11 protein-coding genes are annotated in these 14,745 nt (G+C 61.4%); 6 read left to right on the top strand and 5 right to left on the bottom strand.

The genetic code is table 11. From position 1 onward, the window contains the following. Positions 1 to 263: 263 nt before the first annotated feature. The 4 genes from cstA (at position 264) to ACFWHB_RS19195 (ending at position 4,056) form a co-directional block, all read left to right on the top strand. Positions 264 to 2,390 carry a pyruvate/proton symporter CstA gene (cstA, locus tag ACFWHB_RS19210; RefSeq protein ID WP_395949057.1) on the top strand — a complete coding sequence of 709 codons (2,127 nt, stop codon included), beginning with the start codon at positions 264 to 266 and terminating at the stop codon, positions 2,388 to 2,390. A gap of 59 nt (positions 2,391 to 2,449) precedes the next feature. Further along, positions 2,450 to 2,647, top strand: a complete 198-nt coding sequence (locus tag ACFWHB_RS19205) for a YbdD/YjiX family protein (RefSeq protein ID WP_025325546.1) — start codon at positions 2,450 to 2,452, stop codon at positions 2,645 to 2,647. Positions 2,648 to 2,810: 163 nt separating this feature from the next. After that, positions 2,811 to 3,824: a CobW family GTP-binding protein gene (locus ACFWHB_RS19200; protein ID WP_395949056.1), complete on the top strand. Its 1,014-nt coding sequence runs from the start codon at positions 2,811 to 2,813 to the stop codon at positions 3,822 to 3,824. Between the two features lie 13 nt (positions 3,825 to 3,837). Then, positions 3,838 to 4,056, top strand: a complete 219-nt coding sequence (locus tag ACFWHB_RS19195) for a DUF6500 family protein (protein WP_395949055.1) — start codon at positions 3,838 to 3,840, stop codon at positions 4,054 to 4,056. Positions 4,057 to 4,133: 77 nt separating this feature from the next. Here ACFWHB_RS19195 and ACFWHB_RS19190 read toward each other — a convergent pair whose 3' ends face one another. Then, positions 4,134 to 5,528 carry a PepSY-associated TM helix domain-containing protein gene (locus ACFWHB_RS19190; RefSeq protein ID WP_395949054.1) on the bottom strand — a complete coding sequence of 465 codons (1,395 nt, stop codon included), beginning with the start codon at positions 5,526 to 5,528 and terminating at the stop codon, positions 4,134 to 4,136. Between the two features lie 259 nt (positions 5,529 to 5,787). Between ACFWHB_RS19190 and ACFWHB_RS19185 the strand changes: the two genes are divergently transcribed. Then, the gene (locus tag ACFWHB_RS19185) at positions 5,788 to 6,195 is read left to right on the top strand and encodes a hypothetical protein (RefSeq protein ID WP_395949053.1); all 408 of its coding nucleotides are present in this window, start codon (positions 5,788 to 5,790) and stop codon (positions 6,193 to 6,195) included. Between the two features lie 177 nt (positions 6,196 to 6,372). Here ACFWHB_RS19185 and ACFWHB_RS19180 read toward each other — a convergent pair whose 3' ends face one another. Next, entirely contained in the window at positions 6,373 to 6,663 is a 291-nt protein-coding gene (locus ACFWHB_RS19180) for a YkgJ family cysteine cluster protein (RefSeq protein ID WP_139744102.1), read from the bottom strand. Between the two features lie 90 nt (positions 6,664 to 6,753). After that, positions 6,754 to 8,133 carry an ATP-dependent RNA helicase DbpA gene (gene dbpA, locus ACFWHB_RS19175; protein ID WP_395949052.1) on the bottom strand — a complete coding sequence of 460 codons (1,380 nt, stop codon included), beginning with the start codon at positions 8,131 to 8,133 and terminating at the stop codon, positions 6,754 to 6,756. Positions 8,134 to 8,664: 531 nt separating this feature from the next. Between dbpA and ACFWHB_RS19170 the strand changes: the two genes are divergently transcribed. After that, positions 8,665 to 9,870, top strand: coding sequence for a NupC/NupG family nucleoside CNT transporter (locus tag ACFWHB_RS19170; RefSeq protein ID WP_111910686.1), 1,206 nt, complete (start codon positions 8,665 to 8,667; stop codon positions 9,868 to 9,870). Between the two features lie 68 nt (positions 9,871 to 9,938). Here ACFWHB_RS19170 and ACFWHB_RS19165 read toward each other — a convergent pair whose 3' ends face one another. Continuing rightward, entirely contained in the window at positions 9,939 to 13,751 is a 3,813-nt protein-coding gene (locus ACFWHB_RS19165; RefSeq protein ID WP_395949051.1) for an Ig-like domain-containing protein, read from the bottom strand. A 536-nt stretch (positions 13,752 to 14,287) separates the two neighbouring features. Next, positions 14,288 to 14,740 (bottom strand): YaiI/YqxD family protein, encoded by a 453-nt coding sequence (locus ACFWHB_RS19160; RefSeq protein WP_139744100.1) that lies wholly within the window; start codon positions 14,738 to 14,740, stop codon positions 14,288 to 14,290. Positions 14,741 to 14,745 lie beyond the last annotated feature (5 nt).

The raw sequence follows: 14,745 nt of genomic DNA, 5'->3' as shown, positions 1-14,745 counted from the left end.
GCTGTTTGTAGCGCGCCAGACCAAGAAGGGCCCCGTTGAAGGGGCCCTTACTGTTGGTGTGCCTTGCCGTTTTCTTCAAGCATTTCAGCGCTTTTCCCTCCTGCTCCAGGCCTGATGGCCGTGATCCGGCTGGCAATATTGAGAAATTCTCGGAACGGGTCGCCGACTTGTGACGGGCCTCGATTGTGGCACGGCGTCGATTGCTATAGAGATGTAAGCGTATGGGGTTTCATATGTAAAAAACCAATGGCAGGGACAGGCTTATGGACAGGTTAGGGAAACATCTTGGATGGGGGTTGCTGGCACTGCTGGGCGCCAGCTCCCTCGGTTACATCGCCCTCAACAGGGGCGAGCAGATCAACGCGCTCTGGATAGTGGTCGCGGCTGTGTGCGTTTACCTTATCGCCTACCGCTACTACGGGCTCTTCATCGCCAAGCGGGTGCTGGCGGTCGACAGCAGCCGCATGACGCCGGCGGTGCGGCACAACGACGGTCTGGACTATGTGCCGACCGACAAGAAGGTGCTGTTTGGCCACCACTTCGCCGCCATCGCCGGCGCCGGTCCCCTGGTCGGCCCCGTGCTGGCGGCCCAGATGGGCTACCTGCCCGGCATGCTCTGGCTGCTGGCCGGTGTGGTGCTGGCGGGGGCTGTGCAGGACTTCATGGTGTTGTTCGTCTCCACCCGTCGCGATGGTCGCTCCCTCGGCGAGCTGATCAAGTCGGAGATGGGCCCGGTCGCCGGGGTCATCGCCCTGATCGCCACCTTCATGATCATGGTGATCATACTGGCGGTGCTGGCGATGATAGTGGTCAAGGCGCTCACCCACAGCCCCTGGGGCACCTACACAGTGGCCTTCACCATACCGCTCGCCATCTTCATGGGGATCTACACCCGCTACCTGAGACCGGGCCGCATCGGTGAGGTCTCCATCATAGGTCTGGTGTGCCTCATCTTCGCCATCGTCTCCGGTGGCTGGGTGGCCGAGAGCCAGACCTGGGCTCCCTACTTTGACTTCGACGGGGTGCAGCTGACCTGGATGCTGGTGGGCTATGGCTTCGTCGCCTCCGTGCTGCCGGTCTGGCTGCTGCTGGCGCCGCGGGACTACCTCTCCACCTTCCTCAAGATAGGCACCATCATAGGCCTGGCCATCGGCATACTGGTGACCCAGCCGACCCTGCAGATGCCGGCGCTGACCCAGTTCGTGGACGGGACAGGCCCGGTCTGGGCCGGGGATCTCTTCCCCTTCCTGTTCATCACCATCGCCTGCGGTGCCGTCTCCGGCTTCCATGCGCTCATCTCCTCCGGCACCACCCCCAAGATGCTGGCCAACGAGAACCAGGCCTGCTTCATCGGTTATGGCGGCATGTTGATGGAGTCCTTCGTCGCCATCATGGCGCTGGTCTCCGCCTGCGTCATCGATCCGGGCGTCTACTTCGCCATGAACAGCCCCATGGCGGTGCTGGCGCCGGCGGGCACCGCTGACGTGGTGGTCTCCGCCGCCGCCGTGGTGAGCAGCTGGGGCTTCCAGATCACCCCGGAGACCCTGACCCGCATCGCCAGCGAGGTGGGTGAGCAGAGCATCATCTCCCGTGCCGGCGGTGCCCCGACCCTGGCGGTCGGCATGGCCTACATACTGCACGGCGCCCTCGGCGGCCTGATGAACGTCGCCTTCTGGTACCACTTCGCCATCCTGTTCGAGGCGCTGTTCATCCTCACCGCCGTGGATGCCGGCACCCGGGCGGCACGCTTCATGCTGCAGGATCTGATGGGGGTCATCTCCCCCTCCCTGAAACGCACCGACTCCCTGCCGGCCAACCTGCTGGCGACCGCCTTGTGCGTGCTGGCCTGGGGTTACTTCCTGCATCAGGGGGTGGTGGACCCGCTCGGCGGCATCAACACCCTGTGGCCGCTGTTCGGCATCGCCAACCAGATGCTGGCGGGCATGGCGCTGATGCTGTGCGCCGTGGTGCTGTTCAAGATGAAGCGTCAGGCCTATGCCTGGGTGGCCTTGCTGCCCACCAGCTGGCTGCTCATCTGCACCCTGTCGGCGGGTTGGGAGAAGACCTTCAGCGACAATCCCAAGCTCGGCTTCCTGGCCATCGCCAACAAGTTCCAGGCGATGATCGACAGCGGCACCATTCCGGCCCAGTACACCGAGTTCCAGCTGGCTCAGCTAGTGTTCAACAACCGCCTCGATGCGGGGCTGACCATCTTCTTCATGGGGGTGGTGGTGGTGCTCGCCGGCTTCTCCCTGAAGACGGCCCTCAAGGCGCTGCAGAACCCGCAGCCGACCGCCAACGAGACCCCCTATCAGCCGATGCCGGCGCAACAGGGTGCCACCCGGCCCCAGTCTGATGACGACGGCGATCTGGCTCCCAGCCTCAAGTAAGTCAGCAGGCCGGCACCCCAGGGTGCCGGCTCCTCACTGACGACGAACAAGGAGCAAGCATGTTTGATACCCTGGCCAAGGCGGGCAAGTATCTGGGGCAGACCGCCAGGCTGATGGTGGGCGTACCCGACTACGACAACTATGTGCAGCACATGCGGCTGACTCACCCGGAGCAGACCCCCATGAGCCACGACGAGTTCTTTCGCGAACGCCAGGATGCCCGCTATGGCGGCAAGAATGGCGGGCGCTGCTGCTAATTAGGCCACCACCAGCGCGCACGCCCTGGCCTCGGCGCCGGCTGGATATAATCCCTCTTTTCACAGGACCTCAACATGACACAGGCTGTAGCGGTCACCCTTGATTGAACGGTTTTCTCGGTTTCGGCTAGATATACGATCCCCACCTCACAGGATGTCCAACATGACACAAGCTGTAGCTGTCACTCTGCTGACCGGTTTTCTCGGCGCCGGCAAGACCACCCTGCTCAACCACTTCCTGCGCCACCATGCCGATGCCTCCGTGGCCATCCTCGAGAACGAGTTCGGCGCCGCCAATATCGACGGTGCCCTGCTGGAGGGAGGCTCGGGGGTCAGCGTGGTGGAGCTCAGCAACGGCTGCGTCTGCTGCAGCGTGCGCGGTGAGTTTCGGGCTGCGCTGGCCGATCTGCTGGCCCGGCGGGCCGCGGGGGAGTTGCAGTTCGAGCGGCTGATCGTCGAGACCACGGGGCTCGCCGATCCCGCCCCCATCATCCAGACCTTCTTCGTTGAGGAGGTGCTGCGGGATGCCCTGCGCCTGGATGCCGTCATCACCCTGGTCGATTGCGAACACATAGGCCGCCAGCTGGACGAGCATCCGGTGGCGGCGGCCCAGCTCGGTTTTGCCGACCGCATCCTGCTCACCAAGACGGATAGGGTGGACGGAGCTACCCGGGAGGCGGCCATAGCGCGAGTCCAGGGCATCAACCCCAGGGCGCAGCTCATCGACATAGTGCGGGGGGAGTGCCCGGCCGGGCTCTGGCTCGATCTGGATGCCTTCGCTCTCAGCGACGAGCTGAGCCTAAGCCAAGGCATCAAGATAGTGCGTGGGGGCGGTCAGGGCGTCGAGGCGTTTGCGCCCCTCTCGGCCCGGCCCCGCTCCTGGCAGGATGTCATCTCGGCCCAGCTGTTCGAGGGGGGCGAGCTGGACTTGAAGAAGATAGGGGCCTTCATGGAGCAGTGCATAGAGCAGCATGGCAACGACATGTTGCGCTACAAGGGGGTGCTGGCCATCGCCGGGGAGCCGCGCCGGCTGATAGTGCAGGGGGTGCACAGGGTGGCGGGGTTCGATTACGGCTCTCCCTGGGGTGACGAGGTGCCCTGCTCGCGGCTGGTGGTGATCGGTCGCTACCTGCCCCTGGAGGCGCTGGAAGAGGGGTTCGCCCTGGCCCGGGCCTGAGGAAAAATGACAGATGCGTGAATCACTCAAACAGAAAATCATCCGGGTCTGCCACCAGAAGATCGGCCAGAAGGGGGAGGGAGTGGGCGTCTCCTTCTATGCCTTTTTTGCCAACAGGAACGACGATCCCGAGCTGCTGATGGAGGCGGCGGCCTGGTGGATCCAGACCCAGAGGCTCGACCACTTCGAGAAGGCGCGCAAGATCATCGCGCTGGTCGAGGCCATGAAATAGGGCGGGATGAAACAAGAAGGGCTCCTGATGAGGAGCCCTTCTTGTTTATGGTTTGCAGCTATCGACGCCGAATGGCCTTAGTTGGCTGGCGCCACTGCGGTCCGGCGGGAGAAGAAGAGGCAGTCCAGCAGCCAGATGACCAGCATGGAGGCGCCCACCAGGGGGAAGCAGATCCCGAGCAGCACCAGCACGGCGATGGCGCCGCCCATGGGGGGCAACTTGGCGGGCAGGGGCGGGGCGGCGAGCCGGCCCTTGGGGCGACGGCTCCACCAGATCCAGAGCCCGCTCACCGAGCTTGCCAGCACCATCAGGCAGATGATCAGCATGACCAGCTGGTGGGGCCAGCCGTAGATCTTGCCCATGTGCAGCATGACGCCGGTTTCCACCGTCTTGGCGACCGGACCATAATCCTGCCAGCGCACGTCGGCCAGCACCTTGCCGCTGTATTGATCGATGTGCAGGGTGGCGTCGTTGCGCGGGTCGTCGGCGAACAGGGCTATGGTATAGACGCCTGTGTCACCGACCGGCGGCGTGATGCTGTAACCCGGGTGAACCCCGCGCTCGGTGGCGATCTCCACTACCCGTTGCAGGGGGATGCGGTGGCTGGCTATGACCATGCCGTCGTGTTCTCCGCCATGGTTCATGGCGCTGTGATCATGGCTTTCCGGCGCCGGCTGCGAGCTCGGCATGGGCGTGTTCTCGACGGCCCAGGGCACAGTCTGTTCATGGGCATGGTTGAGGGTGCGGGCGAGAGGGGCGGATTTGGGCACCTCATTCCACATGGCGGCCGGGAAACGGTTCCAGACGTTGGCGAACTGATCGCCCCAGAAGCCGGTCCAGGTCATGCCGCTCAAGAGCAGCAGCAGCAGGAAACCCGCCCCCCAGAAGCCGACCACGGCGTGCAGATCGCGCCACCAGAGGCGTCCGCGCTGGTTCATTCTGGGCCAGAGGATGCCCCCTACGCCGGGCCCCTTGCGCGGCCACCACAGGTAGAGCCCGCTGACGAGCAGCACTATGCCCCAGCCGGCGGCGAGTTCGATCAGCCGATCCCCTGTGGTGCCGAGCAGCAGCTCCGCATGCAGGGCGCGGGCCACCGCCTGCAGATTCCACTTGTTATCCATGGTGCCGAGCAGGGCGCCGTTGGCGGGATCCATGAAGAGGGTCAGCTCGCGCTCACCCTGGTTGACGATGAGCTGGGCGCTCGCGTCAGTGGCCACGGGGGGCAGGTATTTGCGCAGGCTGGCATCTGGCATGGCGATCTTCGCCTTGGCCAGCAGTTGATCGGCGCTCAGGGCCTGGGTAGCGGGGGCCACCTTCATCAACTCGGGGTAGAGCAGGTTGTCGAGCTGGGGCTTGTACAGGTACAGGATGCCGGTGAGAGAGAGCAGGATCAGAAAGGGGGCGACGAAGAGACCGGCATAGAAGTGCCAGCGCCAGATCTTTTGGTAATAACTCGCGTCTTGATTCTTCATCTTTGATCCTTGCACCCAGGCTAAAGGTTGCAGTTGGTGGAATGTTTGGTTGGCGCGGATGATAGCAGCAACGTTTTATTAACTGCAACAGAACATGCTGGCTCCGCCTTCACTTCGTTGCGCACAGAAACTGTGCCATTTGGCGTCGATGTCTGTCGGTGATGTCCTGGGCTCGATGGACTTTTTGCATATAAATCCTTACCTTGTTGCAACATCAGGCGGCGTCGGCGCGGCGAAAAATTCAGGGGAGGAGGGGGACGTGCACTTGCAACCACACGGCCATTTCGAGATGCAGCGACAGGGGCAGGTGCTGATTTGCCGCCCGAGCGGCCCCTTCAATCTGGCGGGCGCCATGGCCTATGAGGCTGCCTTCAGCCAGCAGATCGCAGGATTGCGCGATGCTCCCTGGGGGATTGTCGAGGTGGCGACCGAGTTCGAGGCCGCCGGTCCCGAGGTGCTGGCGCGTTTTCGTCGGCAGTTTGGCTGGTGCGCCGCCAATGGCTGTGCCTTTCTCGCGGTCGTGGTGGTGGGCGGGTTCAAACGCTATCTGGCGGATCAGGTCTTCAGCGATCTGCCGTTCAGGGCTGTGGGTTACTTCGAGCAGGAGGCGGCGGCCATCCGCTGGCTGGGGGAGCAGCTCGGCGGCGACGTCACACCGGTGAGCTGACCCGGCAGCCCGGGGCCATCTTGTCTGCCCGTCTCATTCCAGCTTGATAAACCATTTATCCCGCTCGTCGACACAGTCGGGCTCGCCCATCTCGAACTCGCGGCAGATCAGCGGCCGCACTTCATAGAAGCTGCACATCGTTGATTGGGTGGCTCAGCGCGGCTTGCTACCCCTTGGTCAACTCAGCTTGATAAACCACTTATCCCGCTCGTCGACGCAGTCGGGCTCGCCCATCTCGAACTCGCGGCAGATCAGCGGCCGCACCTCATAGATGCGGCACATCATGGTGTTGCGGTCCAGGGCCGCGCACCAGCCATCTTCCAGCCGGCGCATCACGGGGATCTCACCTTCCCTGTCGAGCACATAGCGATCCGGCACGCCGGTATCGGTAAAGAGCATCACTTCGAGGCGGCAGCAGCAGGCTTCGCAGTTCTGGCAGCTCACGTCGGTTTGGATTGCTTGGGTCATGGTGCCTGTCTTGCCGCATGGCGGCATCGAAATATATGAAACAGGCGCCTGTCAGGCGCCTGTGGTCTGGCTAAGGGCTTGTGAAGAACCTTAGCCCAGTTTGCGGGCGCGGTAGGTGCGCCCCTTGATCTTGCCTTCCTGCAGCCGCTTGAGGGCGGCGCTCGCCACCTGACGCTTGACAGCCACGTAGGAGTACTGCTCGGAGATCTGGATCTTGCCCACATCGGCGCCAGCAATGCCACCTTCGCCGGTCAGGGCGCCCAGGATGTCACCGGCCCGCACCTTGGTCTTGCGACCCGCATCGATGGAGAGGGTCACCATCTGCGGTGCTATCGGCTTGATGTCGCGACCTATGCTGTCAAGATCCCCCAGCGGCATCGGCGCCTGCTGGTACTCCTCGATCAGGTTGACGCGCTGGGCTTCGTTCGGCTGATAGAGGCTCAGGGCCAGGCCTTGCTGGCCGGCACGACCGGTACGGCCGATGCGGTGCACATGCACTTCAGGGTCATAGGTCAGCTCGTAGTTGATGACGGCGCCCAGCTCCTTGATGTCGAGGCCCCGGGCCGCTACGTCGGTCGCGACCAGTATGGTGGCGCTGCCGTTGGCAAAGCGTACCAGTACCTGATCCCGCTCCCGCTGCTCGAGATCGCCGTTCAGCGCCAGGGCCGAGAAGCCCTTGGCGGCCAGGTGATCGGCCACGTCGTTGCAGGCGCGCTTGGTGTTGCAGAACACCACGCAGGAGCTGGGTTGATAGTGGCTGAGCAGCCAGGTGAGGGCGTCGAGGCGCTGACCGGCCGGCACTTCATACAGCTTCTGTTCGATGGCGCTGCCCTCGTGCAGGGACTCCACACTCACCTCGACCGGGTTGCGCTGCACGCCGCGGCTCATCTGGGCTATCCCCTCCGGATAAGTGGCGGAGAACAGCAGGGTCTGACGGCGCTCGGGGGCATAGCTGATGACCTTGTTGATGTCTTCGCCAAAGCCCATGTCCAGCATGCGATCTGCCTCGTCCAGTACCAGTGTCTCCAGGCTGGAGAGCTCCAGGGTACCCTGCTCCAGGTGCTTGAGAATGCGACCCGGGGTGCCGACGGCGATGTGGGCGCCGAAGCTCAGGGTGGCGGACTGAGGTGCGGTCGGGGTGCCGCCACACAGGGTCACCAGCTTGACGTTCGGCAGGGCGCGGGCCAGACGACGGATCTCCTGAGCCACCTGATCCGCCAGCTCGCGGGTCGGACAGAGCACCAGGGCCTGTACGTCGACACGGTTGACGTTGAGGCGGGAGAGCAGGCCCAAGGCGAAGGCGGCTGTCTTGCCGCTGCCGGTTTTTGCCTTGGCGATCAGGTCTTTGCCTTCGAGTACCAGGGGCAGGCTCTGGGCCTGGATCGGGGTCATCTGCAGGTAACCCAGGCTGGTGAGGTTCTCTTGCAGGGCGGGGGAGAGATTGAGGCTGCTAAATTCGCTGTTGTTCACAAAAGGACTCTATTTCGGAGAAAACGGGGATGCGCGAGCGCTAAGGCCGCGCATCATACCAGAATGTGGCACCGGATGTGGCGGATTTTTGAACGCTTAAGCCGGTGCAATCTCAGGGCGGGTTCATCTGTCCCCATGGCGACAGAGAGGTGTAACCGGGGTGGCACCTGGTGAATGTTTGCAGTGGTTCGCTAATTATTTATCAGGGGTAAACGTTTTCTATCTTGGTTGATTAAATTTCCTGGATGAAATAGGTGCCGTGCATGAGAAGGAGTGTTGCGAAAATGATACTGGAATATCCATTGGCGCTGTCAGCGCAATCAGAATATTCCTATCGACATGTTTTATAAGGTGTTTTTAACTTGATGTCGCGCGATTAATATACCGTTAATGGTTAATTAATTTAAAAACGTTTGTATTATCTCGCATACATATTATTGAGTCAGATTGTGATGGCTATCTGATTTTTAAATATACGATTCTTTATGATGGCGCCGGTCAAAAATAACAATTCATTCAGGTGCTACAGGTATGGAATACGTTCACTTTGTGCTTGGACTCGTGATGGTCCTCGCGTTGGCGTTGCTGGCAAACCGCCGCAACTGGAAACAGATCAAGCTGCGCTATATCGGGCAGCTGTTGGTGGTGGAACTGGCGCTGGCCTGGTTCATGCTGAACTCCGAAGTGGGCCTGGCAGTCGTGGGTGGCTTCGCCGCCGGCTTCACCAAGCTGATGGAGTTTGCCAAGCAGGGGACCGACTTCGTGTTCGGTGGCCTGGTCAACGAAGGAGCCTTCTCCTTCTTCCTGATGGTGCTGATGCCCATCGTCTTCATCTCTGTGCTGATCGGCATACTGCAGTACATCCGCCTGCTGCCCATCGTCATTCGTGGCATAGGCACAGTGCTGGCCAAGATCAACGGCATGGGCAAGCTGGAGTCCTTCAACGCCATCAGCTCCATGATCGTCGGCCAGTCCGAGAACTTCATCGCGCTCAAGAACACCTTGCCGCACCTGAACGAGAAGCAGATGTACACCCTGGCGGCGACGGCCATGTCCACCGTCTCCATGTCCATCGTCGGTGCCTACATGCAGCTGATCGAACCGCGTTACGTGGTGGCCGCGCTGGTGCTCAACATGTTCAGCACCTTCATAGTGCTGTCGCTCATCAACCCGTACGAGCCGGACAACTCGGTCACCGACCTGAAGGCCATCGCCGAGGGTGACGAGCACCACACCCCGAAGAAAGAGAACTTCTTCGAGATGCTGGGGGAGTACATCATGGCCGGTTTCTCCGTTGCCGTGATAGTGGCCGCCATGCTGGTGGGCTTCATCGCCCTGATCGCCCTGATCAACTACCTGTTCGAGATGGCGTTTGGCGTCAACTTCCAGTACGTCATGGGCTACCTCTTCTACCCCATCGCCTGGATCCTCGGCATCCCGGGTGGTGAGGCGCTGCAAGCCGGCTCCATTATGGCGACCAAGCTGGTGACCAACGAGTTCGTGGCCATGATGGATCTGGGCAAGATTGCCGCCGATCTCTCGCCCCGCACCGTCGGCATCCTCTCCATCTTCATGGTGTCGTTCGCCAACTTCAGCTCCATCGGCATCATCGCCGGTGCGGTGAAGGCGCTGAACGAAGAGAAGGGCAACATGGTATCTCGCTTCGGCCTGAAACTGGTGTACGGCTCCACCCTGGTGAGCCTGCTCTCCGCCGTGATCGCCGGTGTGATGATCTAGTCATTACCCATACGGCAGTAAAAAAGGGTCCCGAGGGACCCTTTTTGTTTGCCGGAGATTCAGTTTCGTCACAACAGGCCGGGATAAGTCAGGATGTTGCTGGAGACGCCATTCAATTCCGCCTGGAAGTTGGTGTCGCCGATGAGCGCAACCAGCACGTAGGTGTTGCCCAGTCCCAGCGTCAGCAGACTGCCGTTCATGCGCCATATCACGCTGCTGGTCACATCCTGGGTGCTGCCATCCGAATAGTGCCCCGTGGCCGTGAAGGTGATGGTTCTTGCCAGGTTCAGCACATTAAGGTCGCTGGTGGAGCTGACCACCAGGCTGGTCAACACCGCATTGCTGACGGTCACTGACTGGCTGGCGACAAAGCCCTGGACGTTGATGCTGACGGTGGCACTCCCTGGTGCGACCCCGGTAGCCATGCCAGCCGACGTGACGGTGATGATCCCAGGGTCGCTGCTCTGCCAGTTGGCTTGAGCCGTCACATCCAGCGTCGCCAGGTTGCTGAGTGTCGCCGTGGCCTTGAATTGTGCCGTCGTGCCAGCGGCCAGCGAGCTAATGGGTTCAATCACCACGCTGGTGACAACAGCATTGGACACAGTCACGACCAGCGTGGTGCTTTGGCCATCCAGGGTCGCCGTGATGACGGCCATCCCCGGCAGTACTGCGTTCACCAAGCCAGTGTTGAGGCCAACGGCGGCGACAATCGGATTGTTGCTGGTCCAAGTGACATCTGTCGTGACATCCACGCTAGTGCCATCACTGTAACTGCCAGTGGCGGCGAGCTGGCCGGTCAGACCAGCGGCCAGGGTCAGCGGTGGCACCGTAATGGTGAGGCCATTCGGGTTGAGCACGGCTTGGGTGACGATGACCTGCAGGGTGGCACTTTGGCCGTCCAGGGTGCCGGTGAGGATGGCTGTGCCTGGGGCAACGGCGGTGACCAGACCCGTATGCAGACCCACGGTAGCAATGGCGGTGTCACTGCTGGACCAGCTGACATCTGTGGTGACGTCGAGGGTGCTGCCATCGCTGTAGCTGCCGCTGGCACCTAGCTGTCCTGTCAGGCCGGCGGCCAGGGTCATGGGCGGTACTGTGATGCTGAGCCCACCCAGATTCAGCGTGGCGCTGGTGACAGTGACCTGCAAGGTGGCACTTTGACCGTCGAGGGTACCGGTGAGGATGGCGGTACCCGGAGCAACGGCGGTGACCAGACCAGTATGCAGACCCACGGTGGCAACGGCGCTATTGCTGCTTGACCAACTGACATCAGTGGTGACATCAGTGGTGCTGCCATCGCTGTAGCTGCCACTGGCGGCCAGTTGCCCCGTCAGGCCGGCGGCCAGGGTCATGGGCGGCACCGTGATGGTGAGTCCATTCGGGTTCAGCACTGCCTGGGTGACGGTGACCAGGATGGTCGCACTCTGGCCGTCCAGGGTGCCGGTGATGGTGGCTGTGCCCGGGATGACGGCGGTGAGCAGGCCGGTGTGCAGACCCACGGTGGCAACAGAAGGGGCATCGCTCACCCAGCTGACATCGGCAGTGACGTTCCGGGTGGTGCCGTCGCTGTAGGTCCCGCTGGCGGTCAACTGACCCGTCAGGCCCGCAGCCAGAATCAATGGCGGCACAGTGATGGTCAGGCTGCCGGTGTTGAGCGTGGCATCGGTAACTGTGACCTGCAGGGTTGCACTCTGACCATCCAGGGTGCCCGTGATGATGGCTATGCCCGGGGCGACGGCGGTAACCAGCCCGCTCTGGCTGACATTCGCAACGGCAGGGTTATCGCTGCTCCATTGGACGCTGGCGGTGACATCGATTGTCGTGCCGTCGCTGAAGGCCCCGTTGGCGGCAAGCTGGCCGGTGAGGCCGGCAGCCAGTGTCATGGGCGGTACCGTGATGGTGAGTCCACCGGCATTGAGGGTGGCGTTGGTGACGGTGACCTGGATGGTTGCACTCTGGCCGTCCAGGATGCCGTTGATGGTGGCGCTGCCGGGGGCGACAGCGGTGACCAGACCGGTCAGGCTGACGGTGGCGATGGCGGGATCACTGCTGCTCCACTGGACACTGGCCGTGACGTCCGTACTGGTACCATCGCTGTAGGCTCCGCTGGCTGTCAGCTGACTGCTCAGTCCCGCAGCCAGGGTCAGGGGAGGTACTGTGATGGTGAGCCCATTCGGTTTGAGAGTGGCGTTGGTGACTGTGACCAGAAGCGTGGCGCTTTGGCCATCCAGGGTACCGGTGAGGGTGGCCGTGCCTGGGGTAACGGCAGTGACCAGGCCGGTCAGGCTGACGGTGGCGATGCCGGGATCACTGCTGCTCCAGTGAGCGTCGTGGGTGACATTCCGGATGGTGCCGTCGCTGTAGGTGCCGCTGGCGGCAAGCTGCCCTGTCAGGCCGGCAGCCAGGGTCATGGGCGGTACCGTGATGGTGAGCCCTCCCGTTTCCAGGGTGGCATCGGTGACCTCCAGCACGACTGGGTTGCTGACAACATTCTGGAAGCGGGCAGAGATGATGGTATTCCCTTCGGTGACGGCCGTCACCTCGCCCTCCAGATCTACGGTGGCGATGCTGATATTCGAGCTGTCCCAGTCGACCTGGTCGGTAACATCCTGTGATGAGCTGTCACTGAAGGTGGCGGTGGCCTGGAATTGCTGCCGGGTCCCTTTGGGCAGCGAGCTGGCTGCGGGGGTGATCTGGATGGCAGTCGCCATGGCATTGGTGACGGTCAGGGTGGCACTGCGGCTGATGGCGCCGTAGGTCGCACTGATGGTGACCTGGCCTATGCGATTGCCAGTCACCAGCCCCTGACTGTTGACGCTCGCGACAGTGGCGTCGCTACTCTTCCATTGCACCAGGCCAGAGACATTCTGGGTTGAGTTGTTCGTGAAGGTGGCGATGGCCTGCAACTGGGTACGGGTGCCAAGGGCTATGGTGCTTGCGGCAGGGATCACTTGCAGGGTCTTGAGAGTGGTATTGGTGATCTGGATGCTGGTGCTGCCCGTGACTCCTAGCACGCTGGCTGAGAGTGTGGTGGACCCTGCGGCGATGCCGCTGACCAGACCGCTCCCATCGACGGTAGCGACGGCGGTGTTGCTGCTCAGCCAGGCCACTTGAGTAGACACATCCTGCACGCTCTTGTCATTGAAGGTGGCGATGGCAGTCAATCGGGCTTTGGTGCCTATGGCCAGTTGCAGGTTGGCCGGGGTGATCTGGATTTTGCTGACTGTCAGGTTGACCGCAAAGATGCGGGTCTGGCCGGTGACGCCCTGGACAGTCGCACTGACGATGGCATCGCCCAGAGCGAGGGCGCTCAATTTGCCTTTGGCATCGACCTTCAGCACGGTCGGTTTGTTGCTCTGCCAGGTAGCCTGGGTCGAGACATCCCTGGTCGTATCATCGGATAAGGTGGCGATGGCTTGCAGTTGCAGTGACAGCCCCTTGGCCAGTCTGGCGGTGGGGGGAATAATGGTGACCTTGGTCGCGATGGCGTCTGTAATGGTCAATTCAGACCTGTTGCTGGTGATCCCCTGATAGCTTGCCGTTATCTTCGTGGCGCTCATCTTGAGGGGGGTGACCAGGCCCTTCTCATCTACGGTCGCGACACTGGTGTCCGAGCTGCTCCAGCTTGCCTGCTCCGTGATGTCGACCGTACTGTTGTCGCTGTAGGTCGCGATGGCCAGGTATTGGGTGCTGATCCCGAGCGGGGTGCTGGGGTTGGCTTCGGCCCGCGCCTTGTTACCCGCGGTGTCGGCTGATATGTCGATTCGGGTCAGTGACTTGGTGACGGGCGCCGGATTGGTTGGGTTATCCTCTCCTCCGCCACCTCCCCCACCGCAACTAAATAAGAAAAGAGTGAAAAACAGTGAAAGAAATACATTCATTGGCTTGCTCATTGATATTCCCCTTCAATCCCTGTGCTTAATATGAAGTGAAGATCATCCCGGTACTTCTGTATAGGAACAGCGAATCCTGCAGCTATGGCCGCCTCAATGTTTAATGGATAATGAAATCACAAAAGGTGTTGTTATGATTGGGTTTTATTTTTATCGATCAGGCATATTCAATATTTGGTAGTTATTTAAAGCATCCTTTTAGACATGGATTAATTGGCATCATTCATAATGACAAAAATATTATTTGTGATGTTTTAATATGTCTAGGATAGCGGCGCTGATAATTCAATCGATAGTGATAGAATTAAAAATATGGTTTTTTGACGAAATCGACACAAAAAGTTATATCCGGAATGGATCTTATGAGCGGGGCTGGCACGGGGAGTGGGTGGACGCCGTCTGCGGGTCAAGAATGGCGCCAGGTGATGGGGAAAGATGGGCCGGCAAGCGGTGAGCTATCAGCCATCTGGGGGCAGGGGGCTCATCATCAGCCAGGTCATGAGCCTTGCCCCCGTTGTGATGACTCAGGTCAGCTTGCCTTTGAGCAGCCATTTGTCGAGGGCATTGGCGAAGCGCTGCTTGTCGGCGGCGTTGAAGGGGGCCGGGCCGCCGGTCTGTACCCCGGCCGAGCGCAGCTCCTCCATGAAGTTGCGCATGCCGAGCCGGGCCTGGATGGTCTCGCGGGTGTAGATCTCGCCACGGGGATTGAGCGCCTCGCCGCCAGCATCGATCACCCAGGAGGCGAGGGGGATGTCGCCGGTGATCACCAGATCGCCGGGCTGAACCTGCTGGGCAATGACATGATCCGCCACATCGAATCCCTTCTCCACCTGCTGGGTCTTGATGAAGGGGGAGGGGGGGACCCGCAGCCCCTGATTGGCCACCAGCGTGGTGACGACCTGGGCGCGGTGGGCGGCGCGGTAGAGGATCTCCTTGACCGGAATGGGGCAGGCATCGGCATCGACCCAGATGGGCATGGCAT

Origin of the sequence: Aeromonas mytilicola subsp. aquatica, assembly GCF_044336385.1 — a bacterium.
Lineage (GTDB): Bacteria > Pseudomonadota > Gammaproteobacteria > Enterobacterales > Aeromonadaceae > Aeromonas > Aeromonas rivipollensis.
Note: the sequence above shows the minus strand (reverse complement) of the source record. Positions and strands in the feature narration are given on the sequence as shown.

Bases quoted from the DNA above. Each gene is read 5' to 3' on its own strand.
- ACFWHB_RS19165 (WP_395949051.1), bottom strand. From the start codon at position 13,751: ATGAATGTATTTCTTTCACTGTTTTTCACTCTTTTCTTATTTAGTTGC.
- ACFWHB_RS19205 (WP_025325546.1), top strand. From the start codon at position 2,450: ATGTTTGATACCCTGGCCAAGGCGGGCAAGTATCTGGGGCAGACCGCC.
- ACFWHB_RS19170 (WP_111910686.1), top strand. From the start codon at position 8,665: ATGGAATACGTTCACTTTGTGCTTGGACTCGTGATGGTCCTCGCGTTG.
- ACFWHB_RS19190 (WP_395949054.1), bottom strand. From the start codon at position 5,528: ATGAAGAATCAAGACGCGAGTTATTACCAAAAGATCTGGCGCTGGCAC.
- ACFWHB_RS19200 (WP_395949056.1), top strand. From the start codon at position 2,811: ATGACACAAGCTGTAGCTGTCACTCTGCTGACCGGTTTTCTCGGCGCC.
- cstA (WP_395949057.1), top strand. From the start codon at position 264: ATGGACAGGTTAGGGAAACATCTTGGATGGGGGTTGCTGGCACTGCTG.
- ACFWHB_RS19180 (WP_139744102.1), bottom strand. From the start codon at position 6,663: ATGACCCAAGCAATCCAAACCGACGTGAGCTGCCAGAACTGCGAAGCC.
- ACFWHB_RS19195 (WP_395949055.1), top strand. From the start codon at position 3,838: ATGCGTGAATCACTCAAACAGAAAATCATCCGGGTCTGCCACCAGAAG.
- ACFWHB_RS19160 (WP_139744100.1), bottom strand. From the start codon at position 14,740: ATGCCCATCTGGGTCGATGCCGATGCCTGCCCCATTCCGGTCAAGGAG.